At 64.6% G+C, this 25213-nt stretch carries 20 protein-coding genes and 1 tRNA gene; 9 read left to right on the top strand and 12 right to left on the bottom strand.

Annotated features, from left to right (window positions below):
- Nucleotides 1-271: 271 nt before the first annotated feature.
- Complete coding sequence (locus tag ACZ9AQ_RS17705; protein ID WP_429207194.1) at nucleotides 272-847, bottom strand: DsbA family protein; 576 nt, start codon at nucleotides 845-847, stop codon at nucleotides 272-274.
- Entirely contained in the window at nucleotides 844-1317 is a 474-nt protein-coding gene (locus tag ACZ9AQ_RS17700) for a peroxiredoxin (protein WP_429207196.1), read from the bottom strand. Before ACZ9AQ_RS17700 ends, ACZ9AQ_RS17705 begins: the two co-directional genes overlap by 4 nt.
- A gap of 213 nt (nucleotides 1318-1530) precedes the next feature.
- On the opposite strand from ACZ9AQ_RS17700, the gene ACZ9AQ_RS17695 reads away from it, so the two are divergent.
- Entirely contained in the window at nucleotides 1531-2382 is an 852-nt protein-coding gene (locus tag ACZ9AQ_RS17695; protein WP_429207198.1) for a sugar phosphate isomerase/epimerase family protein, read from the top strand.
- A gap of 74 nt (nucleotides 2383-2456) precedes the next feature.
- Here ACZ9AQ_RS17695 and ACZ9AQ_RS17690 read toward each other — a convergent pair whose 3' ends face one another.
- The 3 genes from ACZ9AQ_RS17690 to ACZ9AQ_RS17680 all read right to left on the bottom strand — a co-directional run bounded on the left by ACZ9AQ_RS17690 (nucleotide 2457) and on the right by ACZ9AQ_RS17680 (nucleotide 5366).
- The gene (locus ACZ9AQ_RS17690; RefSeq protein ID WP_429207200.1) at nucleotides 2457-3290 is read right to left on the bottom strand and encodes an aldo/keto reductase; all 834 of its coding nucleotides are present in this window, start codon (nucleotides 3288-3290) and stop codon (nucleotides 2457-2459) included.
- A gap of 38 nt (nucleotides 3291-3328) precedes the next feature.
- Nucleotides 3329-4264: an NADP-dependent oxidoreductase gene (locus ACZ9AQ_RS17685; RefSeq protein WP_429207201.1), complete on the bottom strand. Its 936-nt coding sequence runs from the start codon at nucleotides 4262-4264 to the stop codon at nucleotides 3329-3331.
- 175 nt (nucleotides 4265-4439) lie between these two features.
- Complete coding sequence (locus tag ACZ9AQ_RS17680; RefSeq protein WP_429207203.1) at nucleotides 4440-5366, bottom strand: LysR family transcriptional regulator; 927 nt, start codon at nucleotides 5364-5366, stop codon at nucleotides 4440-4442.
- A 144-nt stretch (nucleotides 5367-5510) separates the two neighbouring features.
- Between ACZ9AQ_RS17680 and ACZ9AQ_RS17675 the strand changes: the two genes are divergently transcribed.
- Together ACZ9AQ_RS17675 and ACZ9AQ_RS17670 are read left to right on the top strand one after the other, a co-directional pair.
- Entirely contained in the window at nucleotides 5511-6482 is a 972-nt protein-coding gene (locus ACZ9AQ_RS17675) for an LLM class oxidoreductase (RefSeq protein ID WP_429207204.1), read from the top strand.
- Nucleotides 6483-6485: 3 nt separating this feature from the next.
- A tRNA-Phe gene (locus ACZ9AQ_RS17670) sits at nucleotides 6486-6563 on the top strand.
- A 181-nt stretch (nucleotides 6564-6744) separates the two neighbouring features.
- Here ACZ9AQ_RS17670 and ACZ9AQ_RS17665 read toward each other — a convergent pair.
- The 3 genes from ACZ9AQ_RS17665 to ACZ9AQ_RS17655 form a co-directional block, all read right to left on the bottom strand.
- Nucleotides 6745-7164, bottom strand: coding sequence for a hypothetical protein (locus tag ACZ9AQ_RS17665; RefSeq protein WP_429207206.1), 420 nt, complete (start codon nucleotides 7162-7164; stop codon nucleotides 6745-6747).
- A 288-nt stretch (nucleotides 7165-7452) separates the two neighbouring features.
- Complete coding sequence (locus ACZ9AQ_RS17660; protein ID WP_429207208.1) at nucleotides 7453-9024, bottom strand: AbgT family transporter; 1572 nt, start codon at nucleotides 9022-9024, stop codon at nucleotides 7453-7455.
- 224 nt (nucleotides 9025-9248) lie between these two features.
- Nucleotides 9249-9413 (bottom strand): hypothetical protein, encoded by a 165-nt coding sequence (locus ACZ9AQ_RS17655; RefSeq protein ID WP_429207209.1) that lies wholly within the window; start codon nucleotides 9411-9413, stop codon nucleotides 9249-9251.
- A 428-nt stretch (nucleotides 9414-9841) separates the two neighbouring features.
- Here ACZ9AQ_RS17655 and gdhA point away from each other — a divergent pair, with 428 nt between their 5' ends.
- Nucleotides 9842-11185, top strand: a complete 1344-nt coding sequence (gene gdhA / locus ACZ9AQ_RS17650; RefSeq protein ID WP_429207211.1) for an NADP-specific glutamate dehydrogenase — start codon at nucleotides 9842-9844, stop codon at nucleotides 11183-11185.
- A gap of 126 nt (nucleotides 11186-11311) precedes the next feature.
- Complete coding sequence (locus ACZ9AQ_RS17645) at nucleotides 11312-13105, top strand: DUF885 domain-containing protein (RefSeq protein WP_429207213.1); 1794 nt, start codon at nucleotides 11312-11314, stop codon at nucleotides 13103-13105.
- A 220-nt stretch (nucleotides 13106-13325) separates the two neighbouring features.
- Here the strand turns inward: ACZ9AQ_RS17645 and ACZ9AQ_RS17640 are convergent, their stop codons facing one another.
- Nucleotides 13326-14522, bottom strand: a complete 1197-nt coding sequence (locus tag ACZ9AQ_RS17640; protein WP_476108248.1) for an RNA-guided endonuclease InsQ/TnpB family protein — start codon at nucleotides 14520-14522, stop codon at nucleotides 13326-13328.
- Nucleotides 14516-15139: an IS607 family transposase gene (locus ACZ9AQ_RS17635; protein WP_476108247.1), complete on the bottom strand. Its 624-nt coding sequence runs from the start codon at nucleotides 15137-15139 to the stop codon at nucleotides 14516-14518. The genes ACZ9AQ_RS17640 and ACZ9AQ_RS17635 overlap by 7 nt, the downstream gene beginning before the upstream one ends.
- Nucleotides 15140-15291: 152 nt before the next feature.
- Between ACZ9AQ_RS17635 and ACZ9AQ_RS17630 the strand changes: the two genes are divergently transcribed.
- The 3 genes from ACZ9AQ_RS17630 (at nucleotide 15292) to ACZ9AQ_RS17620 (ending at nucleotide 19170) form a co-directional block, all read left to right on the top strand.
- Nucleotides 15292-16698, top strand: a complete 1407-nt coding sequence (locus ACZ9AQ_RS17630) for an FAD-binding oxidoreductase (RefSeq protein WP_429205852.1) — start codon at nucleotides 15292-15294, stop codon at nucleotides 16696-16698.
- 269 nt (nucleotides 16699-16967) lie between these two features.
- Entirely contained in the window at nucleotides 16968-17441 is a 474-nt protein-coding gene (locus ACZ9AQ_RS17625) for a type VI secretion system amidase immunity protein Tai4 (RefSeq protein WP_429205853.1), read from the top strand.
- A gap of 610 nt (nucleotides 17442-18051) precedes the next feature.
- A complete protein-coding gene (locus ACZ9AQ_RS17620) occupies nucleotides 18052-19170 on the top strand; it encodes a zinc-binding metallopeptidase family protein (protein WP_429205854.1) in 1119 nt (372 codons plus the stop codon).
- 77 nt (nucleotides 19171-19247) lie between these two features.
- Here the strand turns inward: ACZ9AQ_RS17620 and ACZ9AQ_RS17615 are convergent, their stop codons facing one another.
- On the bottom strand, nucleotides 19248-20267 hold the full coding sequence (locus tag ACZ9AQ_RS17615) for an alpha-E domain-containing protein (RefSeq protein WP_429205856.1): 1020 nt from the start codon (nucleotides 20265-20267) through the stop codon (nucleotides 19248-19250).
- Between the two features lies 1 nt (nucleotide 20268).
- Entirely contained in the window at nucleotides 20269-21681 is a 1413-nt protein-coding gene (locus tag ACZ9AQ_RS17610) for a circularly permuted type 2 ATP-grasp protein (protein ID WP_429205858.1), read from the bottom strand.
- Between the two features lie 163 nt (nucleotides 21682-21844).
- Here ACZ9AQ_RS17610 and ACZ9AQ_RS17605 point away from each other — a divergent pair, with 163 nt between their 5' ends.
- Entirely contained in the window at nucleotides 21845-25183 is a 3339-nt protein-coding gene (locus ACZ9AQ_RS17605; RefSeq protein ID WP_429205860.1) for a transglutaminase family protein, read from the top strand.
- Nucleotides 25184-25213 lie beyond the last annotated feature (30 nt).

Below are 25213 nucleotides of genomic sequence, written 5' to 3'. Positions count from 1 at the left end.
GGACTGCTGAACCCAGCAATCAAGTCGTCGAGCATAGCCTTTGCTCGGAACAAAGGCCAGCTACGGCGAGGAAAATGATCGCACGGCACTGAACAGGTAGGTTCGATTCCGCCCCGGGCCACCAAGAATAAACAAGACGCCACCCCTCGGGTGGCGTTGTTGTTTTCCGGTGCGGTATTCCTTCCCGTGTCCGCCGGGCGAACGCCCGGCGCCGGCAGCGTCGCACGGGCCAAGGTCCTCGGCATGGGCACGGCGCCCACGCTGGCCGCAGTCAGTGCACCTTCGGCCGTGGGGCGTGGTGCCCCCTCGTCGCGTGAGAGGCATGCGCCCGCGCGGCAAAGCGCATGGCGTCGATCAGGGACTCATCGTCGAAGCTGCCTTCATACCGCTCGCCATTGATGAAGAACGTTGGCGTGCCGGCCGCGCCGCTGCGCACGGCGCTCATGAAGTCGTCTTTCACCTTGGGAAGAAAGCGGTGGGACGCCACATCGTCGGTGAAAAGCTGCATGTCGAGCCCGAGACGCTGGCCCAGCCGCGTCAGCAGCACCGGGCTGAGCAGATCCTGGTTCTCGTAGATCAAGTCGTGCATGAGCCAGAACTTGCCCTGGGCGCCAGCCGCTTCGGCCGCCTCGGCCGCCAGTTGCGCCATCGGGTGGATCTGGGTCAGCGGCATGTGACGGAACACGAAACGCATCTCGTCCCTCACCGTCGCCAGCACGTTCTTCAGATAAAAGTGCGCCGCTCTGCAGTGCGGACATTGAAAATCGCCATACTCAACCAATGTTACCGGCGCATCCGTCAGGCCCAGCACGTGGTCGGTGTCATCGATTGGCTTTACTAAACTCATGATTTCCCCCCATCCATTTCTTCGAGCGCCTTGAGGATACCGTCGGCGCCCGGGTTGATGCCGATCGGGGAAACATGAGCCCAGCGCACCACGCCTTCCTCATCGATGACGAACAAAGCCCGTTCGCTCACCCCTTCCCCGCTCCGGTATACGTTGTAGTTGCGGGCAACTTCGCCCTTGGGCTCGAAGTCGGACAGCAGCGCAAGTTTGTAGCCGCGCTGCTCGCGAAAGGCGGCATGGCACCAGGCGCCGTCGACTGAAATGCCGAGGCAGATCGCGTTGTGTTTGGAGAACTCGTCGCGCAGCTCGTTGTAGATTGCCAGCTGGTCGCCGCAGATCGGACTCCAGTCGGCCGGATAGAACGCGAGGACCACACGCTGGCCACGAAAATCCGAGAGCTTTACACGCTGGTCGGGAGTGGAATTCAGTTCGAATTCTGGTGCAGATGTGCCCGCCTTTAATGCCTTCATGCTGACCTCCTTGATCGCTTAAAAACCCGGTAACGCATAGCTACGGGAGGTGGCGAGCTAGGTCCACTATATATCAGATGGCGCGGAAGGCAAGGCTGGTAAAAGATGACCGGCTTGCACGATTTTCGAGCCCGCGCATGAACGAATCCGCGCGCTGTCGCCCGAGGACAGTGGCATCATGTTCGCGTCACGGGCAAGGGTGGGAGAGATCAAATGGAACAGAAATACTATGCGATGGACTTCGCGTTCTACAGTTCGATGGGCGTGTACGACTTCGACGACTGCTGCGAGATCAGTCACGCAGTCGGCTACGATGCGATGCTGCTGTCGGTATGGGACGGCCGCAACTGGGCGCAGGCGGAGCAACTGGCGAGCATGAAGTCGCGTTTCGGCATCGATCCGGCCGGCGTGTACGTGGTGCTGAACCTGGCGCAGGGCGAACAGGATCCGCGCAACAGCGGCATCCTGACCATGCTCCAGACCATGCCCGAGGGATCGACGGTTCAACTCGCGATCCGGAGCGCCGCACCCCATCTGCGCCCGTCCGACCCCGCAGGCGACGCGCCGGTGGCGGCATGGCTCCAGCGCGCGCTGGCCATCGCGGCGGCGCGCCACATCCAGATCCTGCTGTATCACCACCTGTCGTTCTGGGTGGAGAAATTTGCCGATGCGATCCGCCTGTGCACGGCGCTGGCGCATCCGAACCTGGGCGTCGTGTTCTGCGGCTACCACTGGTACGCGGTCGAGGGCGCCGGTCTGGCGCCGCTCCTCAAGCAAGCGCTGCCTTACCTGCGGCAGGTGAACCTCTCCGGCAGCCGCCGCAGCCCGCTCGGATTCGGCCAGGTCGCCACCATCGAACCGCTGGACACCGGGGAAATGGATAACTTCGCGGTGATCGCACTGCTGCACCGCCTCGGCTACACGGGCATGCTCGGCTATCTGGGCTGGGACGAAGGCGGCGACCCATATGGCAAGCTGGAGCGCTCGCTGCGGGCGCTGAAGGCGATGCGCACCCATGCCGAGCGTCATCCGCGCTGGGCCAACCATATCGATGCGCAGGCGTGACCTGTCCTGCCTCAGGGCGGGCACGGCATGCCGGCCCTGATGGAAACTTCGCCGTTACATTCGGGCCGGCCGGCTCAAATCATTTCCAACGGCATCTTGTGGTCGGGCGGCGGGAACGCGCGGTCCAGCTCGGCAAGCTCGTCGCGCCTCAGGTGAATGTCGAGCGCGATCCGGTTCTGCTTCACATGCCCGGGCATGCTGGCCTTCGGGACGGCGATCAGGTTTTCCTTGCGCAGCACCCAGGCCAGGGCGATCTGGGCCGGCGTGGCGGAATTTTCATCGGCGATGCGCCGAAGCACAGGATGCCCCATCAGGCGGCCCTGCTCCAGCGGCGAATACGCCATGACCGGAATGTGACGCTGCTCGCACCATGGCATCAGGTCGTACTCGATGCCGCGCCGGGTCAGGTTGTACAGCACCTGGTTGGTCGCAACCGCCGCCCCGTCCGACAGGCTGGCGACTTGCTCCATGTCCGGCACATCGAAATTACTCACACCCCAGTAGCGGATTTTTCCGGCGCGGATCAGATCGTCGAAAGCGGCCAGCGTTTCCTCCAGCGGCACCGCGCCGCGCCAGTGCAGCAGGTACAGGTCGATGCGGTCGGTCTTGAGGCGGCGCAGGCTCTTCTCGCAGGCCGCGACCGTGCCTTGCCGCGTCGCGTTATGGGGAAGCACCTTGTCGACGATGAAGGCCTCCGCCCTGCGTCCTTCGAGCGCCTTGCCGACCAATTCCTCGGACGCGCCGTCGCCGTACATTTCTGCCGTGTCGATCAGCGTCATGCCGACGTCGATGCCGAAACGCAGCGCATCGATTTCGTTCTGGCGATTCTCGGTACGTTCCCCCAAGCCCCAGGTGCCTTGTCCGAGTACCGGCACTTCCTCGCCCGAGGGAAATTTAGTCTTGCGCATGATTGCTCCTGTCGTGATCTTGCATTGATTTGAAGGGGTCACATTATCCTGAGAACGACCTTGCCGCGCACATGGCCGGTGAGCACCTCGTCGAGTGCGTCCTGGGCATCGGCGAACGGCACGATGTCGTGTAACGCCACCTGCAGCGCGCCGTCGTCGACCAGGCGGGCCAGCTCCGCCAGGCGCGCGCCGTTTCCGCGCACCACATGGTGCGAAATAATTTCCACACCAGGCCGGTCGACCGATACCGAACCGGTCAGGTCGACCATCTTCCCGCCCTCCTTGAGCGCCCACACGTAGTCGTTCGCATCCTCGCCGCGAACGCAGTTGAGGACCTTGTCGACGCCGCCGGGAAAGACCGCCAGGATTGCCTTGGCCAGGTCGTCTTCGTCGGTATAGTCGATCACCGCCTCGGCGCCCAGGTCGGCCAGGAAATCCCGGTTGCGGCGGCTGGCGGTCGCGCCGACACGCGCGCCGAACAGCGACGCGATCTGTACCGCGAGGTGGCCGACCCCGCCGGCGCCGGCGCTGACCAGCACGATCTCGTCTTCCTTGACGCCGAGCAGGTCGATCAGCGCTTCATACGCGCTCAGCCCGGCGATCGGCAATCCGCCGGCCTCCATCAGCGCGATCGAGGTCGGCACGCGCGCGACGTAGCTGTCGGGCACCAGCATGTACTCCGCCCACGACCCATTGTCCGCCAGCGGATAATTGTAGGCGTACACATACTGGTCCTTGGCAAAGCCCTCGACCTGCGCGCCCACCGCCGCGATCGTGCCCGCGCCACCCAGGCCCAGCACCAGCGGGAACGAGCGCGCCACGTTGCATGCGCCGGTGCGCACCAGCTCGTCCCAGATGCCGACTTCGGCGCTGCGCATCCTGATCAGCACATCGCGCGGACCCGGTGCAGGAACCGGAAGGTCGTCCATTAACACGATCTCGCCGCCGTAGCCGTTGATGGCCCAGCCGCGCATTGTTTCCGTCGAAGGTCCTGTGGTGGCCATTGCCGATCCCCTGTCATGACGAAGCGCCTTGCAGCAACATGCGGGCGGCTTCCGGCACTTCAAGCGTGTCCAGCCGGCGCCGCGCGCGCGCCGCCAACCGCGTCATGCGCGCCGCCGCTGACTTGGGTCACGGCGTGGGAGCCGTTCAGCGCGCTTGAGCGGGCCCGTCATCGTCCCCGTTCTGCTCCAGGCGCTCTACCAGAAAATCGATGAACGCCCGGATCCGCGGCGACAGATGCCGCTTGCTGGGATAGACCACCCTGATCGGCTCGGGCGCGGCCGTGAATGCATCGAGCACCGTCACCAGCCTTCCGTCGCGTATGGCGTCATCCAGCATGTAACGTGGAAGCTGCACCAGGCCGAAGCCCGAGATGGCGGATGCCCGCATGGCTTCGGAGCTGTCGATATTGACCCGGCCCGGTCCTTCGAACGTCGAGGCGCCGTCCGGTCCGGCGAAGCGCCAGGTGCGCCGCCTTTCCGCATTCACGAAGAAGATGGTGTCGTGGTCAGGCAACTGCCGCGGGTCGAGCGGCGTGCCGCGCCGCGCCAGATACGCCGGGGACGCGCACGTCACCATGTGCTGCCATGCGATCGTGCGGGTCAGCACGCGCGAATCGGCTGCCGGCTCGCCGATCCGGATGGCGATATCGAAGCCTTCCTCGACCACGTCGACGAACCGGTCCGTGAACGAGATATTGGCCTGCATTTCGGGCCACAGGGAAAGGAAGGCATTCAGCACCGGCAAGATGTGGCGCTGACCGAACGACAGCGGGGCCGTCAGCTTCAGCGTGCCGCTTGGCTTCAGGCGGCGCCGGGCCATCATTTCGTCGACCTCTTCCAAGTCTTCGAGGATCTGCCGGCACCGCTCGAACATGGCGTGGCCCTCATCGGTCAGGCTGACGCTGCGCGTGGTGCGGTTGAGCAGACGCACGCCGAGTTGCGCCTCCAGCCGTACCACACTCTTGCCGACCGCCGACCGCGTCAACCCGGTCGTCTTCGCGGCATTCGTGAAGCTGCCTGCTTTCACCACCGCGACAAAGGCGGCGATATCGCCAATTCTGTTCAGTTCCATCTTCTACCTCGGTCGGGGGCCGGCCGGTTTCCCAATAAGGGAACCACATTCCCCAATTATCTCATTAAGATGCGCATATGTTTTATGGCGCTGCAAATCCATCTCGGAATCGCCCGAGCGCCTTACCCAACAGGAATCGATACCGTGACCGACAAGAACACGCAAGCACAGGATCTGCAGGACCACGCCGCCTACCGGCGCGTCTTCACCCCAGGAAAGCTCAGCTTCGGCTTCATCATGCCGCTGGAAGCCTACCCGGACTCCCCTTTCCCCACCTTGCAAGACCATACCCGGCTGGCGCGCATGGCCGACGAAGCCGGTTTCGCGGCGCTGTGGATGCGCGACGTGCCGTTCTACGACCCGCAGTTCGGCGACACCGGACAGATGCTCGACCCGATGGTCTACCTGGGCTACCTGGCTGCGCATACCAGCCGGATCACGCTCGGCACGGCCGGGATCGTGCTGCCCTTGCGCGACCCGATCATCGTGGCGAAACAGGCGGCGTCGGTGGACCAGCTAACGGGCGGCCGGCTACTGCTGGGACTATCCACCGGCGACCGGCCGGTCGAGTATCCGGCCTTCGGCGCCGATTTCGAGAACCGTGCCGAACGCTTCCAGGAAGCCATTTCCCTCATCCGGACGGTCACCGAAGAAACCTTCCCGCGCGCTGAAACCCGCCATTACGGCAAGCTGGAGGGCAAGCTCGACCTGATCCCGAAGCCGAGGGCGAAGCGCCTGCCACTGGTGGTGGTTGGCCGTGCGCGCCAGGATCTGGACTGGATCGCCCGCAATACGGATGGCTGGATCGGTCATATGAGCGATTTCAGCCGCATGGATGAATTGCTGGACCGCTGGCGCGCCGGCGCGCAAGGCCAAGGCTTCAAGCCCTACGGCTACGGGTCGTTCTTCGAGCTGGACGCGAATCCGGCAGCCCCGCTGCGTTACCTCGGCAACCGCTTCACCATGGGACGCAAGGCCTTGATCGACTTGTGGACGCTGCAGCAGGAACAGGGCGTCAACCACGTGGCGCTCAATCTGAAGCCGTCGCGCCGGCCGGTGGAAGAAGTGATGCAGGAACTGGCCGAATTCGTGCTTCCCCAGTTCCATAACCAGTGAGGCGGCGAGAATGCATATTGACGTGAGCAACCAGGATTGAAAATCCTTGTGCCGGTGGTTCGATTCCGTCCCGGGCCACCAGGGACAAATGAACAGCCACCTTCGGGTGTAATACCGTTAAGTTAAGCTGCTGAAGCTAGCCGTCAAATACGACGTTTTTACGCTAACTCAAGAAAACTTTCGCCTTAACTTAACGTCATTACACCTTCGGGTGGCTTTCTTGTTTGTGGGCGCGCTTTACGTGTTGCCGGTCAATCAATCCTCATTCTTTCTTTTCTTTGAATTCAGCATCAATCACCCTGTCGTCGATGCTTCGGGAAGGCTGTTTGCCAGCGAATCTGAAGACAGACAATCGCATCCGATCGAAAACAGTTCGCTTCAACCAGGGGAACAGGATCAGAAAAGCCGTCGTGAACCCAGTGAACACCACGGGCATGTAGGCGCCCAGCGACAGGAAGTGCAACGAGCAGAGTACAAGCAAGCTCACTATCACTGGTCGACGGACGGGTTGGGGTAACAGCCCAACAATGCGCAGCTTGCCGTTGATTATCCAGGGAATCCTTGCGAACAGACCGCCAAGAAGCAAGCCTGCCACGAACCGGCCTGTACCGAGATACTCAGCCAACACCCCGATGACAAGGAAACCGGTATAGGTCATCGCGCCGGCCAGGACTGCCAGCACGAACAAAGCAATCGCGATCGTTAGTCTTGGTTTGCCTATGGCCGCGCTGACTAAAAAACGTAGAATTTTTGTGCCCCTTTAGATGCGAAGTGGATTGCTGCCGCAAATTTTAACAGCACGCTTCCATGCCAACGCTTTGCAAGCATGACCGGATAACGCCGAATCTGGCCGGTCTTGCGCTGTATGGCAGCGACGGTCTTGGCACTCGACACACAAGACCATGCCCACTCCCCGAGTGGGCATGGTCGTTTCATGCACCCGCCGCCGCTCGCGCGGCGTTCCGTCCGTTCAGGGCTGCGCCGGATAGGTGTACGAAGAGCCGATGCCCAGCGGCAGTTCCAGCGCCCAGAACCCGAGCAGGAACGCAGTCCATATGACGAGCAGGCTGAGCGAATAAGGAAGCATCAGCGCGATCAGGGTGCCGATGCCGGTCGACTGCACGTATTTCCTGCAAAAGACGATGATCAACGGGAAGTATGGCAGCAGGGGCGTGATGATATTGGTCGAGGAATCGCCCACCCGGTAGGCCGCCTGGGTCATGTCGGGCGACACCCCGAGTTCCATCAGCATCGGCACCATCACCGCCGCGATCAGGGCCCACTTGGCCGATGCCGACCCGATGAACAGGTTGACCGTGGCGGACAGGAGCACGATGCCCGCCAGCGTGACGCCGAGCGGGAACGCCATCTCCTTGAGCCACAATGCCCCCTTGAGGGCGATGAGGGCGCCGAGGTTGGACTGCCCGAACGCGAAGATGAACTGCGCGCAGAAGAATGCCATGACCACGTAGTACCCCATGCCGCTCATCGCATGGCTCATGCCCTTGACGATGTCACGATGGTTCTTCGCGGTGCCGGCGACATAGCCATACACCACGCCCGGGATCAGGAAGAAGATGAAGATCAGCGCGACGATCGACTGCATCAGCGGCGCGGACGAATGCGTCAGGGCGCCGGTTTCCGGCGCGCGCCAGGCCGAGCCTTCCGGCACCAGCGAGAACACCAGCAGGGCCAGGCTGACGAGCATCGCGATCCCGGCCCAGCGCAGGCCCCTGGTCTCGTTCGGCTGCAGGGCGTCCATGGTGGGCAGCCCGGCAGGATCGCCGTCGACCGGCGACTTCGCCAGGCGCGGCTCGATGATTTTGTCGGTCAGGAACCAGCCGACCAGGATCACGAGGAAGGTCGACGCCGTCGTGAAGTAGTAATTGTTCAGCGGATTGATCACGATCGACGCGGCGGCCGGGTCGACCGACAGCCGCGCGGCGACCTGGGTCAGGCCGGCCAGCAGCGGGTCCAGGCTCGACGGCACGAAGAAGGTCGCGGAAAAGCCGCCCGACACGCCGGCGAAGGCGGCCGCGATGCCGGCCAGCGGATGACGCCCGGCGGCATAGAAGATGACGGCGCCCAATGGGATGACCAGCACGTAGCCGGCATCGACGGCGACGTGGCTCAGGATGCCGACGCCGATCAGCACGGGCGTCAGCAGGAACATGGGGGTCACCGCCAGGATCTTGCGCAGCCCCGCATTGATGAAGCCCGTGTATTCCGCCACGCCCAGCCCCAGCATCGCCACCAGCACCACGCCCAGGGGCGGGAATGAGACGAAGGTAGTGACCATCTTCGCCATGAAGTCCGTCAGGGCCGCCGGCGCCAGGAGATTCCTGACCTCGATCGGCTGGCCGGTGCGCGGGTCGATGTCGCTGAAGACCAGGCCGGACATGGCCCACGACGTGGCCCAGACCACGGCCAACAACAGGGCGAACAGGATGGCCGGATCGGGCAGCTTGTTGCCCGCCACCTCGATCCAGTTCAGGACACGGTTCAATCCACGCGGTGTGGAACCAGTTGCTTGTGCAGTCATCGTTGCCTTTGCTTGACGAGGAATGTTGATAAGTGCGATACGCGCAGCGGCGAGCGCGCCGGTACGCTGAAAATGCTGGCTAGCTGTTATTTCAAAGACACATCAGGCGCACATATTACGCAGAAGCCGGGCTGCCGAAAAGCTTCTTGATGAGCAAATATCGCAGGGAAGCATGCGCGTATTGACGGTCCGCGCCTCAAACATGGCCGCCCGAGCGGCCGTGTTCACCCGCGCCCTGCCTCACCCGCGCCTTGCGCCTGCGCCATCCCGAGCGCGGGCAAGGTGACCGTCAGGAACGACGACACCTGCCCGATCAGGTCGGCCGCAGGGGTCACGGGGATCGTCGATGCGGCCTTCGCTTCCTCTTCGGAGGAGAACAGCGGTTTCATGGGATTCCTCGGGGTTGGTATGGCAACATCGATAGCTTACCGCTGGACAATCGGCCTGCAAGTGTTTCGGGTTGATCAACCCATCACTACTTCATGTGAACCGCTTCTGCTACCATGGTTCCCCCGGGAGAAAACGAGAACGACGGACCGGCCAACCGCGATCGCGGTGTCGACGCCGTCCCGGTTCGCCATGAACCGCATCATCAGGATTCCAGCCCACAGGCTGGCGTTTCAGACTCCCGGGTAGCAACCCACCCTCAATACGGTTACGCCGAGCCTACAAGGTGACGCCCGCCGATGTGACGACCCCCGGCCGCCAGCTGGCCGGCGCCTCCGTCCGCGCGCGACCGCGCCGCACATGACGTCGAAAAAACGGCGCCGATGGCGAGGCACCCGAATTCCGACATTTTCAATCTTTAGGATCCACCATGAAATACGAATCCGTACACCAGTTTTTGCAGCACGTTGCCGACCGCAATCCCGGCCAGGGCGAATTTTTGCAGGCCGTCACCGAAGTGATGGAAAGCCTGTGGCCATTCATCGAACAGCATCCCAGGTATGCCGAGCATGGCCTGCTCGACCGGCTGGTCGAGCCCGAGCGTGTGGTGATGTTCCGCGTCGCGTGGGTGGACGACCACGGCCAGGTACAGGTCAACCGCGGCTACCGGATCCAGCACAGCATGGCGATCGGCCCCTATAAAGGCGGCATGCGCTTCCATCCCTCGGTCACCTTGTCGGTGCTGAAGTTCCTCGCCTTCGAACAGACGTTCAAGAACGCGCTGACCACCCTGCCCATGGGCGGCGGCAAGGGCGGCTCCGACTTCGACCCCAAGGGCAAGAGTCCGGGCGAGGTCATGCGCTTCTGCCAGGCTTTCGTCAGCGAGCTGTTTCGCCATGTCGGCGCCGACACCGACGTGCCGGCAGGCGACATTGGGGTCGGTGCGCGCGAAGTCGGCTACATGGCCGGCATGATGAAAAAGCTGAGCAACCGGGCCGACTGCGTGTTCACCGGCAAAGGCCTGAGTTTCGGCGGCTCACTGATGCGGCCCGAGGCCACCGGCTACGGCACCGTTTACTTTGCGCAAGAAATGCTCAAGACGCGGGGCCGGTCGTTCGATGGCCTGCGCGTGAGCGTGTCGGGCTCGGGCAACGTGGCGCAGTACGCCGTGGAGAAGGCGATGTCGCTTGGCGCCAGGGTCGTCACGGTGTCCGACTCGAGCGGCACGGTGATCGACACCGAAGGATTCACGTCCGAGAAGCTGGCGATCCTGATGGAGGTGAAGAACCACCTGTACGGCCGCGTCAGCGACTACGCCGAACGCACCGGCAGCCGCTTCGAAGCCGGCGTGCGCCCGTGGCACGTGCCGGTCGACGTGGCGCTGCCTTGCGCAACCCAGAACGAACTCGATGCCGATGATGCCGCGGTCCTGATCCGGAACGGCGTGCTGTGCGTGGCCGAAGGGGCCAATATGCCGTCGACCATCGCGGCCGCCAAAGCGTTCGAGGCCGCGGGCGTCCTGTACGCTCCCGGCAAGGCCAGCAACGCCGGCGGCGTCGCCACCTCGGGCCTGGAGATGAGCCAGAACGCGGAACGCCTGTCCTGGCCGAGCGAAGAGGTCGATGCCCGCCTGCTGCAGATCATGCAGGGCATCCATGCGGCTTGCCTGAAATACGGCGCGCGCGCCGACGGCAGCATCAGCTACGTGGACGGCGCCAACATCGCCGGCTTCGTGAAAGTGGCCGACGCCATGCTGGCGCAGGGCGTGATCTGACTCCGACCGCCACATCACGAGGCAGCGCCGGCCAATCCGGGCCGGCGCTCTGCCGTCGCAGGCTGGTCGATTGCACCGGTTCGACCTCATGTTATTCTTGCATTGCCCTGATCACCTAGAGAAGACATGACCCGCTCGCTCCCCCCTATCCTGTGCACTGCGCTGTGCACCGTGCTGTTCGCCGCCCTCCCCGCTTTTGCCCAGGTCAAGACGCCGGCCACGCCGGAAAAGATGAACCAGCTGTATAGCGACTACTGGGAAGACTACCTGCGCGAGAACCCGATCGCCGCCACCTTCAATGGCGACCATCGCTACAACGACCGCTTCGGCCCGACCTCGTCGGCCGAGAGCCGCAAGCAGACCCGCGCGCTGGCCGAAAAATACCTCGCCAGCAGCGCCAGGTTCGATCCCGCGCCGCTGCCGTCGGAAGACCGCATCAGCTATGACCTGCTGCGCTACCGCCTGCAGCAAGACCTCGACGGCCTGCGCTTCCCGTCCAACCTGGTGCCGGTGGACCAGTTCTCGGGCCTGCATCTGCTGATGGCCCAGCTGGGTTCGGGCGCCTCCACGCAGCCGTTCCAGACCGTGCAGGACTACGAGAACTGGCTCCAGCGCGCCGCCGGCTACGCGCCGGCCGTCGATCATATGATTGCCGACATGCGCACCGGCATCAAGCAGGGCATCGTGATGCCGAAGGCGCTGATCCAGCGCGTGCTGCCGCAGCTCGAGAACGTCGGCAAGGACGATCTCGCCACCAGCACCTATATGGCGCCGACCAGGAAATTCCCGGACTCCTTCAGCGCCGCCGACAAGGCGCGCCTGCTGGATGCCTATGGCAAGATGGTGCGCGAACAGCTGGCGCCTGCCAACCGCAAGCTGCTGGCCTTCATGAAGGACACCTACCTGCCTGCGGGCCGCGACACGGCCGGCATCGGCGCTCTTCCCGGCGGCAAGGATTGGTATGCCTTCCTCGCGCGCCGCTCGACCACGACCGACCTGACGCCGGAACAGATCCACGAAATCGGCCTCGGCGAAGTCGCGCGCATCCGCGCCCAGTTCGAAGAAGCCAGGGTCAAGGTCGGCTTCCAGGGCACGCTGAAGGAATTCTTCCATCACCTCAACAGCGCGCCCGCGCTGCGCTACAAGTCGCGCGAAGAGATCCAGGCGGCCTACGAGGCGATGCGTCCACGCGTCGAGGCCAAGGTCGACCAGCTGTTCGCGCGCGTGCCCAAGGCGCCGTTCGAGATCCGTCCGGTGGAAGCCTTCCGCGAAGTGAGCGCGGCCCCGGCCTCTTACCAGCGCGGCTCGGTCGACGGCAAGCGTCCCGGCGTCTTCTACTTCAACGCCTACAAGCCCGAGACCCGCACCAACTTCACGACCACCGCCTTCTTCCTGCACGAAGCGATTCCGGGCCACCACTTCGAACGCAGCCTGGCGCAGGAAACGACCGGCCTGCCGGCCTTCCGCCGCTTCGGCGGCAGCACCGCCTTCTCGGAAGGCTGGGGCCTGTACAGCGAAATGCTGGGCCAGGAAATCGGCATGTACGACGATCCCTGGCAGTGGGTGGGCCGCCTGACCGCCGAAATCTGGCGCGGCGTGCGCCTGGTGGTCGATACCGGCATCCACGCGAAAGGCTGGACGCGCGAACAGGCGATCGCCTACTTCATGGACAACGTGCCGCAGAACGAGGTGACGGCGGTGCAGGAAGTCGAGCGCTATATCGCGATTCCGGGCCAGGCCCTCAGCTACAAGATCGGCGAACTGAAGCTGCGCGAACTGCGCACGCGCGCCGAACAGACCCTGGGCAAGGACTTCGACCTGCGCGCCTTCCACAACGAAGTGCTGTCGCACGGCGCGGTGCCGCTCGACGTGCTCGAAGCGGCGACCGACCGCTGGATCGCGGCGCAAAAGAAGGGCTGATCACGAAACGCCAACCGCATCAGGTTGGCGTTTTTTTTACCACTCGTGTCTGGCTACTTCCAGCATTAACAGTAGAGTTCATCAACTCATCGAGTTTCTGTAAGGGCAAACTTCGCGGTTGCGCGGCCGTTTGCGCTGGACCAATCGCCTCGGCCGTGGCCCGGCAGCGCCGATTCTCCAGTCCGTTCCTCCAGACTTGTGCAAAGCTGGTCGAAATTGCCTAAACCAGCTCGCTGCTGGATTCCTGCTTCACCGGGGCCGGTTTCACGCCGTGCTCGCGCACGGCGCCAGCGCCTGCCCCTCCACAGGCTGTCGCGGTAGAACTTACCGCCATTGTTTCAAGGTTTGCGGCCGCATTGACATCGCGGTCGTGGACCGTCCCGCAGCCCGGGCAGGTCCACTGCCTGGTGCCCAGGTCGAGCTTCTCCAGCATGTGGCCGCAGATCGAGCACGTCTTGCTGCTCGGGTACCAGCGGCCGGCCACCACCACCCGGCCACCGCGCCACGCCGCCTTGTAGTCCAGCTGGCGGCGCAGTTCATGGAAACCCATGTCGGCGATCGCGCGCGCCAGGCGCCGGTTGCCCAGCATGCCCTTGACGTTCAGGTCCTCGATGCCGATGGTGTGGAAGCGCCGCGCGATGCTGCTGGTGAGCTGGTGCAAGGCGTTGCTGCGCAGGTGGCCGATCCTCGCGTGCAGCCGGGTCAGCTTCAGTTTCGCCTTGGCCCGGTTGCGCGAGCCCTTGACCTTGCGCGAGAGGGAGCGCGACAGCCGGCGCAGCCGCCCGAGCAGGGATCGGAGCGCCTTCGGCCCGGTCCACACTTCGCCGTTCGACAGGGTCGCCAGCGCCGCTACCCCGAGGTCGACCCCGACCGCGCCTTGGTTGTCGGCGGGCGGCAGGTGCGTTTCCTCTGCGGTATCGACCGTGATGCTGGCGTACCAGTGCCCGGCAGTGCGCGAGACGGTGGCCGAGACGATGCGGCCGGCAAAGCGCAGGCTTTCGCGCATGCGAACAGGGCCCAGCTTCGGGATCTGGATGCATTTGCCGTCGATGCGGAACTGGTCGTTGGTCAAGGTAAAACGGTCGTGCCGTCCCTTCTTGCGGAACGTCGGGTAGCGCGCGCGGCGCGCGAAGAAATTCTTGAAGGCCTCGCCGAGCTGGATGATCGCCATCTGCGGCGCATTCTTGGTCACCTCGAGCATCCAGGGGAACTGTTCGCGCTTGATGGCGTTGAGCTGGCGCCGCAGCGCCAGCTGCGACGGCGACGGCAGGGCGGGGTTGGCCTTGCACGCCTCGTATTGTCTCTGCCACTCGGCCAGGGCCCAGTTGTAGGCGAAGCGGGCGACGCCGGCCGCGCGCGCCAGGTACGTGGCCTGGGCGTTGTTGGGGGCGAGCCGGATGCGGTGCGCGATCAGCACTGCGCCTCCTGAACGGCGCGGCGCACCCCGTCGATCAGCTTCTTGTTCCGGTGGCTTCGGCTGCCGTACAGCCGTGCAGAAAAGACGGTGATGATCTCCAGCACGTCGCTGGCCAGGTCTTCCTCAAAGCTGCTGTCCTCGCCCTGGTTGATGATGACGACCTCGACCTGTTTTGCCTCGCAGACGGCGAATACCAGCTCGGCGCCGAAGCGCAGGAGGCGATCCTTGTGGGTCAGCACCAGGCGTCCGGCCGTGCCTGCGAGGATCGCCTCGAGCAGCCGGGCCAGGCCTTTCTTGTGGTAGTTCATGCCCGAGCCAAGGTCGGCGACCGTTTCGAAGGACCAGCCCTGGCTTGCGCAGTACAGTTCCAGCACCTGCTTCTGCCGTTCCAGGTCGGCGCGCTGGTCGTGGCTGGAGACGCGCGCATAGGCGATCGTCTGGCGCGGCGCCGGCGCGCCATGGACGAACCGGGGGCATAGGGCCGCCAGGTCGTAGCGGCGCTGGCCACCCTCGGTGCGCACTGGCACGAGGCGTCCGCTCGCTTCCCAGCGCCGCAGCGTGCTGGCCGAGACACCAAGCGCCTTGGCGGCGACTCTGATCGAAACAAGCTTGCTCATATTGCATAAGACCGCGCAACAATGAGCAAGTTCGAGCTGATTGTAAAAAGCCCTATTCTTGCACTCTATTTCCACCTCCTGAGCTTGCGTCAACGCACATCGCCTTCCTATCATGAAGCGAGACGTCGGACCAACCATCTGCGAGGTGCGTCATGGACACGCTGACGAATGGGCAATTCAATGAGTTGAGGGGGCTGTTGAGAGGAGAACTTCTCGAGGCCAACTCCGCGGGCTACGATGAGGCCCGCACCGTCTGGAATGCGATGATCGACCGCCGCCCGGCCGCCATCGTGCGCTGCGCCGGCACGGCCGACGTGCGCGCCTCGCTGGCCTATGCGCGCGACCACCAGTTGCGGCTGGCCGTGCGTGGCGGCGGCCACAACATCGCCGGCAGCGCGCTGTGCGATGACGGGCTGGTGATCGACCTGTCGCGCATGCGATCGGTGTACGTCGATCCGGAGCGCCGCCGCGCCTGGGTGGAAGGCGGCGCCATCCTGCGCGACTTCGACCACGAAGCCCAGGCCTACGGCCTGGCGACGCCGCTGGGCATCAATTCCACCACCGGCGTGGCGGGCCTGACATTGGGCGGCGGCTTCGGCTGGCTCAGCCGCACGCTGGGCCTGGCGGCCGACAACCTGCTGTCGGCCGAGATGATCACCGCCGACGCCCAGCGGCGGCAGGTGAGCGCGACCGACGATCCCGACCTGTTCTGGGCCATCCGTGGCGGCGGCGGCAATTTTGGCGTGGTCACGCGCTTCGAATTCGCCTTGCATCCGGTGGGGCCGCAGATCACGGCCGGGCTGATCGTGTACCCGTTCGCCCAGGCCCGCGAGGTCTTGCAGCAATACCGCGATGCGGTCGCTTCGATGGCGCCCGACCTCACGGTCTGGGCCGTCCTGCGCAAGGCGCCTCCGCTGCCGTTCCTGGCGCCGCAAGCGCATGGACAGGACGCGCTGGTGCTGCCGGTCTTTTCGCCGGCGCAGGGGCAGGCCGTGGACGCCGCCATCGCACGTATCGCCAGGCTGGGCGAACCGCTGGGCATGCACGTCGGACCGATGCCCTACAAGGCCTGGCAGCAGATCTTCGATCCCATGCTGACGCCGGGCGCGCGCAATTACTGGAAATCGCATAATTTCACGCATCTGAGCGACGAGGCCATCGACGTCGTCGTGCGCTACGCCGGCAACCTGCCCACATCCCAGTGCGAGATCTTTCTTGGATTGCTGGGCGGCCAGGCCGGGGCGCCATCCCCGCAGGCGACCGCCTATCCGCACCGCAACGCGCTGTACGTGATGAACGTGCACACGCGCTGGGAAGATCCGGCCGACGACGAACGCTGCATCGCCTGGGCACGCAGCTTCTTTGCCGATGCCGCGCCATATGCGAGCGGCGGCGTCTACGTCAACTTCATGCCGCAGGACGAAGGCGAGCGGTCGTTCGATGCCTATGGCGCCAATTATGCGCGCCTGGCGCAGATCAAGGCGACCTACGATCCCGACAATCTGTTCCACACCAACCAGAACATCCGGCCGGCATCCGCAACGGCGGCGGCCGGCTGACCGGCTGACCGGCTGACCGGCCGCGGTGTCGATGGCGTCGCGGATGCGGCGTCAGCGGCCGGAACGCGCCCTCGTTGTTCCCGCATTGCTCATTGCAGCAAGCGCCATCGCAAACGCCGATCAGGCCTTGGCACGTCATGAGGAAATCCGCCCGACTATTGTGCTAACAAAAGACCAACGTCCATTGCTCGCGCCATGATGCTAGACGTTTGAACCGGCGAGTCCAAGGCGCAATATCGCACGGATCATGCACATTTCTGGAGTTTGCCATGAGGTTGCCCCCTTTGCGACTGGCAGTGATGGCGTCCACCCTGTTGGCATTGCCAATCCATGCCAGTGCTCGCGATGCCACGTCCCCGCAGGCTATAACCCGCACTTACGCGCAGAATTACAAGGACATGGTGCTGGCAACCTGTCTGACCCGGGCCTATCGGAAAGACAGTGGCGTCGCAAAGGATGCCGGAAGCAGCATCAGCGCGTTGCGAGACTGGACGTACTTCGATATGGATCGGAGTCCGGACTCAGTCAATTCCTTGGTGGACAGCTACCTGGCACGGGATTATTCTAATCCGCTGGTCGAATCGGAAATCAAGGACGTGCGGTTCGATTTCTTGAAGTGCATGGACTTGTACCACAGCAAAGCGCTGAACGACCTGGCGAAGCGATTGGTCATTCATCCCAACCGTATTTATGAACAGGAATATCCTTCGCGACCGCAGGCGCACGGTACGAAAGCCAGATAGCACGCGACTGGATCTTCCCAAAGCATGGCGTGTGCACCAGGTTCCGAGTCAGTGGGAGCATGTGAACCATTCGGGCGGCTTGAGCAGGACTGACCTTGACCCGCCGGCCCGTCGTCCATGCGTCCAAACTCGGGGAGTATCCCGACTCTCATCCCCCGCCCCCATGACCCGCGCCGCCGACTTTACTCCCGGCAACGCCAGGTTCGCCTTTCCCTCATCCCCTCCACCTTGCACATGTCGGCCCCCGCAACGACATCATCGCCTCGCCACTTGCCCCTGGCGTTGATGCTTCGGTAGGTGGCGACTGCGCCCGGCCCGAATTTGTCACACTTGTCTGACTTGATGGATGGGTACTGCGGACCCGGTCGCCCGCGGCGTTGCCAGGCAACCGGATCGCCTCCCACTGCGCATGGGCGCACGGTCGCGCCCGGCCCGGCCCGGCACCCCATACTCATCTGTTCCAGACCAGGCATCCCGTGCCGGCCAGCGCACATCCTGCCTGCCTGCGCACACGATGTGCGGCGTTGTCTTACACGTGCCTGCCGAGATTGGATTTGCTGTTAGATTATCAATACCGAACAACGACCGTTGGCCCACTCTTCTTTCTGCCATGAAAACCTTTCACTGCGACAAGTGCTCACAACAGATATTTTTTGAAAACACCCTCTGCTTCAACTGCGACAGCACGCTTGGCTACCAGCCGGCCACGCGCAGCGTCAACAGCTTCGAGCAGACTGGGGACGGCCTGTGGCGCAGCCTGAACAGCATCGACGCAGGCAAGGTCTATAAACAGTGCAGCAATTATGTTCAGCACAATGTATGCAACTGGATGCTGCCTGCGGACGACCCGCACGATTTGTGCGCCTCGTGTCAGCTGACCGTCGTCATCCCGGCGCTGACGTCCGAAAAAAACCGCATCCTGTGGGCGCGTCTCGAAGCGGCCAAGCGCCGTCTGCTGTTTTCGCTGGCGACGCTGAACCTGACCCCCGCGTCGAAGGAAGCCGAGCCGGAGACCGGCCTTGCATTCCAGTTCCTGGAAGACGGCGTGACGGATCAGTCCGTAATGACCGGCCATGCCAACGGCGTGATCACCCTGAACATTGCCGAAGCCGATCCGGCCGAGCGCGAACGCACGCGCGAGCAGATGCACGAGCGCTATCGCACGCTGCTGGGTCATTTTCGTCACGAAAGCGGCCATTACTATTTCGACCGCCTGGTGGCCGGCAGCCCGTGGCTCGACGAATACCGCTCCCTGTTCGGCGACGAACGCCAGGATTATGGCGAGAGCCTGAAGCGCCATTACGAGAATGGGCCGGCCGACGACTGGGCCGAGCGTTTCGTGAGCAGCTATGCCAGCTCGCACCCATGGGAAGACTGGGCCGAGACCTGGGCCCACTACCTGCACATGATCGATACGCTGGAGACGGCGCACTCTTGCGGCCTGCAGCTCAAGCCGCGCCAGGCCGACGAGCCTGCGCTCGACGGCATCACCCTGCCGACCAGGACGGACGCGTTCGACGATACCCTGAGCGACTGGTTCGCGCTGACTTACGTGCTCAACAGCCTCAATCGCAGCATCGGGATGCCGGACTCCTATCCGTTCACGCTCAGCCCGCCGGTACTGGAAAAGCTGCACTTCGTGCACCGCGTCGTGCGCGCCCGGATCGGGAAAGAGACGGCCCCGGTCAAGCCGGCCGCGACGCCGGCGCCCGCCACGCAGGGAGCCTGAGCAGGCGCACCGTCATGACGCTCGGCGGCGCCGTTTTTCTCGAAACGGTGCAGCGCGCGCCATGCTGGTGCGTCCCGTCACGCCGTCTGGGTCTGGGTCATCCCGCCCAGGGTCTGCGTCTGCGACTGGGTCTGTCCCTGGTCCGGCGGGGCCGGCTCGATCGGGATCAGGAAGTCGCGGCTGATGCCGTTGCCCAGCGCGTCGACCGACGCCAGGAAGCGCGTCAGGAAGGCGTCCAGGCCTTCTTCGAGGATGTCGCCGATCGGGGCCGATTGCAGCATGGCGTACAGCTCCACGGCCAGGCGCTCGGTATCGTGCGACTGCGCATTACGCACGTCCTTCAGGTTGGCCACCACCGCGGCCATGCACGCCACCAGCGAGCGCGGCATTTTCTCTTGCAGTATCAATAGTTCGGCCACCCGCGTCGACGTGATGGCGTCCCGGTAGACCTTGCGGTAGGTCTCGAAGGCGGACACCGAGCGCAGCAGCGCCGCCAGCTGGTAGAACTCTGCCTGCGTCCCGGCCTGGGCGGCATCGGCGCCGCCGAACCTGAACTTGACGTCGAGGATGCGCGCCGTATTGTCGGCCCGTTCCAGGAAGGTGCCGAGGCGGATGAAGTTGAACGCCTCGTCCTGGAGCATGGTGCCCAGCGTGACGCCGCGTGACATGTGCGAGCGGTACTTGACCCATTCCAGGAACTGGCCGGGATCGTGCTCGAAGGTGCGCTTGTCGAGATGCTGCTGCAGCATCAGCCAGGTCGTGTTCTCGGTTTCCCACACCTCGGTGGTCAGGGCGCCGCGCACGGCGCGCGCATTCTCGCGCGCCGCGCGCAGGCAGCTCGTGATCGAGGACAGGTTGTCCGGATCGCGGACCATGAAGTCGATCACGTCCTTCTGCGTGAGCGCGGGGTATTTGGCCTCGAACTGCTCCTCCAGCTCGGACACGACCAGCATGCTGCGCCAGCCCTGCTGCTCGGCCTGCCCCGACTGCGGCATCAGCGAATGCTGGACCCGGACATCGAGCATGCGGGCCGTGTTTTCGGCGCGCTCGGTGTAGCGGGCCATCCAGAACAAGTGGTCTGCGGTGCGGCTCAACATGCTAGTTCTCCAGTATCCAGGTATCCTTGGTGCCGCCGCCCTGCGATGAATTGACCACCAGCGAACCTTCCCGCAGCGCCACCCGGGTCAGGCCGCCCGGCACCATCGACACGGTCTTGCCCGACAAGACGAAGGGACGCAGGTCGATGTGGCGCGGCGCGATGCCCGATTCGACATAGGTCGGGCACGCCGACAAGGCCAGCGTGGGCTGGGCGATATAGCCGTCCGGGTTGGCCACCAGGCGCTCGCGAAAGGCCTCGATCTCGGCGTGGGTCGAGGCCGGCCCGACCAGCATGCCGTAGCCGCCGGCGCCGTGTACTTCCTTCACCACCAGCTCGGGCAGCCGGGACAGGGTATAGGCCAGGTCTTCCTTTTTCCGGCACTGGTAGGTCGGCACATTGTTCAGGATCGGCTTTTCGCCCAGGTAGAATTCGATCATGTCCGGCACGAAGGGATAGATCGACTTGTCGTCGGCCACCCCGGTGCCGATGGCGTTGGCCAGGCCGACCCGCCCGGCGCGCACCGCGTCGAGCAGGCCCGGCACGCCCAGCGTGGACTCGGCGCGGAAGGCGCGTGGATCGAGGTAGTCGTCGTCGATGCGGCGATAGATGACGTCGACCTGCTTCGGCCCGCGCGTGGTGCGCATGTAGACGGTGTCGTCGCTGACATACAGGTCTTGCCCCTGCACCAGCGCCACACCCATCTGCTGGGCCAGGAAGGCGTGTTCGAAATAGGCCGAGTTGTGCATGCCGGGCGTGAGCACGACCACGGTCGGGTCAAGCGGTCCGTCCGGCGCCACGGTGCGCAGATTGTCGAGCAGCAGGTCGGGATAGTGCTCCACTGGCGCCACGCGGTTGCGCGCGAACAGGGCGGGGAACAGCCGCATCATCATCTTGCGGTTTTCCAGCATGTAGGACACGCCGGACGGCACTCGCAGATTGTCCTCCAGAACATAAAACTCGCCCTCACCTGCGCGCACGATGTCGACCCCGGCGATATGGGCGTAGATATTGGAAGGAACCTGGATGCCCTGCATGGCGGGGCGGTACTGCGCATTGTTCAGGATCTGCCCGGACGGAATGATGCCCGCCTTCAGGATATCCTGCCTGTGGTAGACATCGTGCAGGAAACGGTTCAGCGCCGTCACCCGCTGCACCAGGCCGGCCTGCAGCCTGGCCCATTCGGCGGCATTGATCACGCGTGGAATGATGTCGAACGGGATCAAGCGCTCCTTGCCGGCGTTGTCGCCATAGACCGCGAAGGTGATCCCCACCCGCTGGAAAGTCAGTTCGGCTTCGACCCGCTTTTGCGCGATCAGCTCCGGCGGCTGCGAGGCGAGCCAGCGCGCGAACGCGTCATAGTGAGGCCTTGCTGTTGCCGCAGAGGAATACATTTCATTGTAAAAGTTCGGCATTGGGCCCTCCAGTGGCATCAGTGCAATCAAGAAACGTGCCAGCTCGGCAAGGCCGCACGAACCCATTATATTGCGGGTATGAATCATGCTTATGCACAGTTGAAACAGGCATGTATCGATGTGCTGGTATTGTTCGTGATCTCTCCTATAAAGGCACGCCCGCATGGCTATCCGTATCGCGCTGCACCACAAGACCAGTTACCGCTACGACCGGCAAGTCACCCTCTCGCCGCATGAGGTGCGCCTGCGTCCGGCGCCGCACGCGCGCACGCCGATCCTGTCGTATTCGCTGTCGGTGCTGCCGCAGGAGCATTTCATCAACTGGCAGCAAGACCCATACGGAAATTACATCGGCCGCTTCGTGTTCCCGGAAAAAACGGATACGCTCGAGTTTACTGTCGACCTGGTCGCCGACATGACCGTCATCAATCCCTTCGACTTCTTCGTTGAGCAATATGCGGAGCATTTTCCCTTTGCCTATCCCGAGCAGTTGCAGGGGGAACTGAGCGCCTACGCCCAGCCTGAGCCGGCCGGCCCGCTGCTGCGGGCATGGGTGGCGGCGGCGCGGCGCGAGCTGCTGGCGGAGCCGATGAATACCGCCGACTTCCTGGTGGCGATCAACCAGCGCCTGCAGCGCGACATCGCTTATCTGCTGCGCATGGAGCCCGGCGTGCAGACGCCGGAAGACACGCTGGAGAAGCGCACCGGCTCGTGCCGCGACAGCGGCTGGCTGCTGGTGCAGATCCTGCGCACGATGGGGCTGGCGGCGCGTTTCGTTTCCGGCTACCTGATCCAGCTGCGCGCCGACCAGGAGGCGCTCGACGGTCCGAGCGGCGCCATCGAAGACTTCACCGACCTGCACGCGTGGACCGAGGTGTACATCCCCGGCGCCGGCTGGATCGGGCTCGACCCGACCTCGGGCATGCTGGCGGGCGAAGGCCATATCCCGCTCGCCTGCACGGCGCAGCCCTCGTCGGCGGCGCCGGTGACGGGCTTCAGCGACGAGGCCGAGGTCACGTTCGTCCACGAGATGACGATCACCCGCATCCATGAAGACCCACGCGTGACCAAACCGTATTCGGACGCCGACTGGCAGGCCATCGACCGCCTGGGCCGGCAGGTCGACGCCGATCTGCTGGCCCAGGACGTGCGCCTGACCCAGGGCGGCGAGCCCACCTTCGTCTCGATCGACGACATGGACGCGCCGGAGTGGAATACCCAGGCGCACGGCGAGCGGAAACGCGCGCTGGCCGGCACGCTGGCGCAGCGACTGAAGGACAGGTTCGCGCCGGGCGGGCTGCTCCACTACGGCCAGGGAAAATGGTATCCGGGTGAACCGCTGCCGCGCTGGGCGCTGAACATCTTCTGGCGCGTCGACGGCGAGCCGCTGTGGCGCGACCCCGACCTGTTTTCCAGCGAACACGTCGACGACGGCTATGGCGCCGCGGACGCCGCCCGTTTCGCCGCCGCGCTGGTCGATGCGCTCGGCCTGCCCGCCGGCAGCGTCATCCCCGCCTATGAGGACGTGCTGCTGCAGGCCCAGCGCGAGCAGGCGCTGCCGTCCAACCTCGATCCCCTGCAGGCAGACCTGGACGCGCCGGAGGAACGGCGCCGGCTGGCGCGCCTGCTCGAACGCGGCCTGGGCCAGGTGGCCGGCTACGTGCTGCCGCTGCAGGCCGCGGCCGGCGCCGGCTGGCGCACCTCGGCCTGGCCGCTGCGGCGCGAACACCTGTACCTGATCGAGGGCGACTCGCCGATCGGCCTGAGACTGCCGCTGGCCTCGCTGCCATGGGTGCTGGCGCAGGAACGCGATCCCGATGTCGAGGTCGACCCGTTCGCCCCGCGCGCCGCCCTGGCGCCCCTGCAAGAGGCCGTGCAAGCGGCGCCGGGCCGCGCTGGCGGCCAGCAGGCCGGCAGGACCGGCGCGCCGGGCGCGCCCTCAGAGCCTGCCGCGCGCGACGAGCCTGCCGCGCGCGAGGTGATCCACACCGCGCTGTGCGTCGAAGTGCGCGCCGGGCGCCTGCACGTCTTCATGCCGCCGCAGCAACGCCTTGAGGATTACCTGGCGCTGGTCGGCGCGGTCGAGGCCACCGCCGCCAGGCTCGGGATGCAACTGCGGATCGAAGGCTATGCGCCGCCGCGGGACCCGCGCGTCAAGCTGCTCAGCGTCACGCCCGACCCTGGCGTCATCGAAGTCAATATCCATCCGGCCGCCTCGTGGAACGAGCTGGTGCACAACGTGACGACCCTGTACCAGGAAGCGCGCCTCACGCGCCTGGGCACCGAGAAATTCATGCATGACGGCCGCCACACCGGCACCGGTGGCGGCAACCACGCCACCCTGGGCGGCGCCAGCGCCGAAGACAGCCCGATGCTGCGCCGTCCCGACCTGCTCAAGAGCCTGATCACCTACTGGCAGATCCATCCCGCCCTGTCCTACCTGTTTTCGGGGACCTTCATCGGACCGACCAGCCAGGCTCCGCGCGTGGACGAGGCGCGCGACGACAACCTGTATGAACTGGCGATCGCCTTCCAGCAGATGGACAAGGTGCTGCCGACCCTGCAGCCGGGCGACAAGCCGTGGATGGTCGACCGCCTGCTGCGCAACCTGCTGGTCGACCTGACCGGCAATACGCACCGCGCCGAATTTTCGATCGACAAGCTGTATTCGCCGGATGGCCCGACCGGCCGCCTGGGCCTGGTGGAGTTCCGCGCCTTCGAAATGCCGCCGCACGAACGTATGAGCCTGCTGCAAATGCTGTTGCTGCGGGCCCTGGTCGCGCGCTTCTGGCGCGAGCCCTGCGAGGCCGGGCTGGTGCACTGGGGCACCGCCCTGCACGACCGCTGGATGCTGCCGCATTTCGTCGCCCAGGATATCCGCGACGTCGCGCGCGACCTGCGCGCGGCCGGCTATGCCTTCGAAGACCACTGGTTCGAGCCCTTTATCGAATTCCGCTTCCCGCGCTTCGGCACCGTCGTCTACGAGGGCGTCGAGATGGAGCTGCGCCAGGCGATCGAGCCGTGGAACGTGCTGGGCGAAGAAGTCGCGGCCGGCGGCACCGCGCGCTACGTCGATTCGTCGGTCGAACGCATGCAGCTGCTGGTGCGCGGACTGACCGACGGCCGCCACGTGGTGGCCTGCAACGGCCGCATGCTGCCGCTGCACCCGACCGGCGTGCCGGGCGAGTACGTGGCCGGCGTGCGCTTTCGCGCGTGGAGTCCATGGTCGGCCCTGCATCCGAGCATCCGGGTCCAGGCGCCGCTGGTGTTCGACCTGGTCGACACCTGGAGCGGACGTGCGATCGGCGGCTGCACCTACCACGTGGTGCATCCGGGCGGACGCAATGAAACGGGCTCGCCGGTCAATGCCAATGCCGCCGAGGCGCGCCGTTTCGCCCGCTTCTGGCCGCATGGCCATACACCGGGTCCGATGACGGTGCGCAAGGAGCCGCTCAATCCTAGTTTCCCTATGACACTAGATTTACGCTGGCAGGCAGGCTAACCTGTCGCTTTCGTACCACCTGTAATCAGC

The organism is Massilia sp. UYP34, assembly GCF_056279385.1.
This window is presented reverse-complemented; position numbering and strand designations above follow the sequence as displayed.

What these genes read in the sequence shown, in the direction of transcription:
- ACZ9AQ_RS17705 (WP_429207194.1), bottom strand. Translation starts at nt 847, where the DNA reads ATGAGTTTAGTAAAGCCAATCGATGACACCGACCACGTGCTGGGCCTG.
- ACZ9AQ_RS17700 (WP_429207196.1), bottom strand. Translation starts at nt 1,317, where the DNA reads ATGAAGGCATTAAAGGCGGGCACATCTGCACCAGAATTCGAACTGAAT.
- ACZ9AQ_RS17695 (WP_429207198.1), top strand. Translation starts at nt 1,531, where the DNA reads ATGGAACAGAAATACTATGCGATGGACTTCGCGTTCTACAGTTCGATG.
- ACZ9AQ_RS17690 (WP_429207200.1), bottom strand. Translation starts at nt 3,290, where the DNA reads ATGCGCAAGACTAAATTTCCCTCGGGCGAGGAAGTGCCGGTACTCGGA.
- ACZ9AQ_RS17685 (WP_429207201.1), bottom strand. Translation starts at nt 4,264, where the DNA reads ATGCGCGGCTGGGCCATCAACGGCTACGGCGGCGAGATCGTGTTAATG.
- ACZ9AQ_RS17680 (WP_429207203.1), bottom strand. Translation starts at nt 5,366, where the DNA reads ATGGAACTGAACAGAATTGGCGATATCGCCGCCTTTGTCGCGGTGGTG.
- ACZ9AQ_RS17660 (WP_429207208.1), bottom strand. Translation starts at nt 9,024, where the DNA reads ATGACTGCACAAGCAACTGGTTCCACACCGCGTGGATTGAACCGTGTC.
- ACZ9AQ_RS17655 (WP_429207209.1), bottom strand. Translation starts at nt 9,413, where the DNA reads ATGAAACCGCTGTTCTCCTCCGAAGAGGAAGCGAAGGCCGCATCGACG.
- gdhA (WP_429207211.1), top strand. Translation starts at nt 9,842, where the DNA reads ATGAAATACGAATCCGTACACCAGTTTTTGCAGCACGTTGCCGACCGC.
- ACZ9AQ_RS17645 (WP_429207213.1), top strand. Translation starts at nt 11,312, where the DNA reads ATGACCCGCTCGCTCCCCCCTATCCTGTGCACTGCGCTGTGCACCGTG.
- ACZ9AQ_RS17635 (WP_476108247.1), bottom strand. Translation starts at nt 15,139, where the DNA reads ATGAGCAAGCTTGTTTCGATCAGAGTCGCCGCCAAGGCGCTTGGTGTC.
- ACZ9AQ_RS17630 (WP_429205852.1), top strand. Translation starts at nt 15,292, where the DNA reads ATGGACACGCTGACGAATGGGCAATTCAATGAGTTGAGGGGGCTGTTG.
- ACZ9AQ_RS17625 (WP_429205853.1), top strand. Translation starts at nt 16,968, where the DNA reads ATGAGGTTGCCCCCTTTGCGACTGGCAGTGATGGCGTCCACCCTGTTG.
- ACZ9AQ_RS17620 (WP_429205854.1), top strand. Translation starts at nt 18,052, where the DNA reads ATGAAAACCTTTCACTGCGACAAGTGCTCACAACAGATATTTTTTGAA.
- ACZ9AQ_RS17615 (WP_429205856.1), bottom strand. Translation starts at nt 20,267, where the DNA reads ATGTTGAGCCGCACCGCAGACCACTTGTTCTGGATGGCCCGCTACACC.
- ACZ9AQ_RS17610 (WP_429205858.1), bottom strand. Translation starts at nt 21,681, where the DNA reads ATGCCGAACTTTTACAATGAAATGTATTCCTCTGCGGCAACAGCAAGG.
- ACZ9AQ_RS17605 (WP_429205860.1), top strand. Translation starts at nt 21,845, where the DNA reads ATGGCTATCCGTATCGCGCTGCACCACAAGACCAGTTACCGCTACGAC.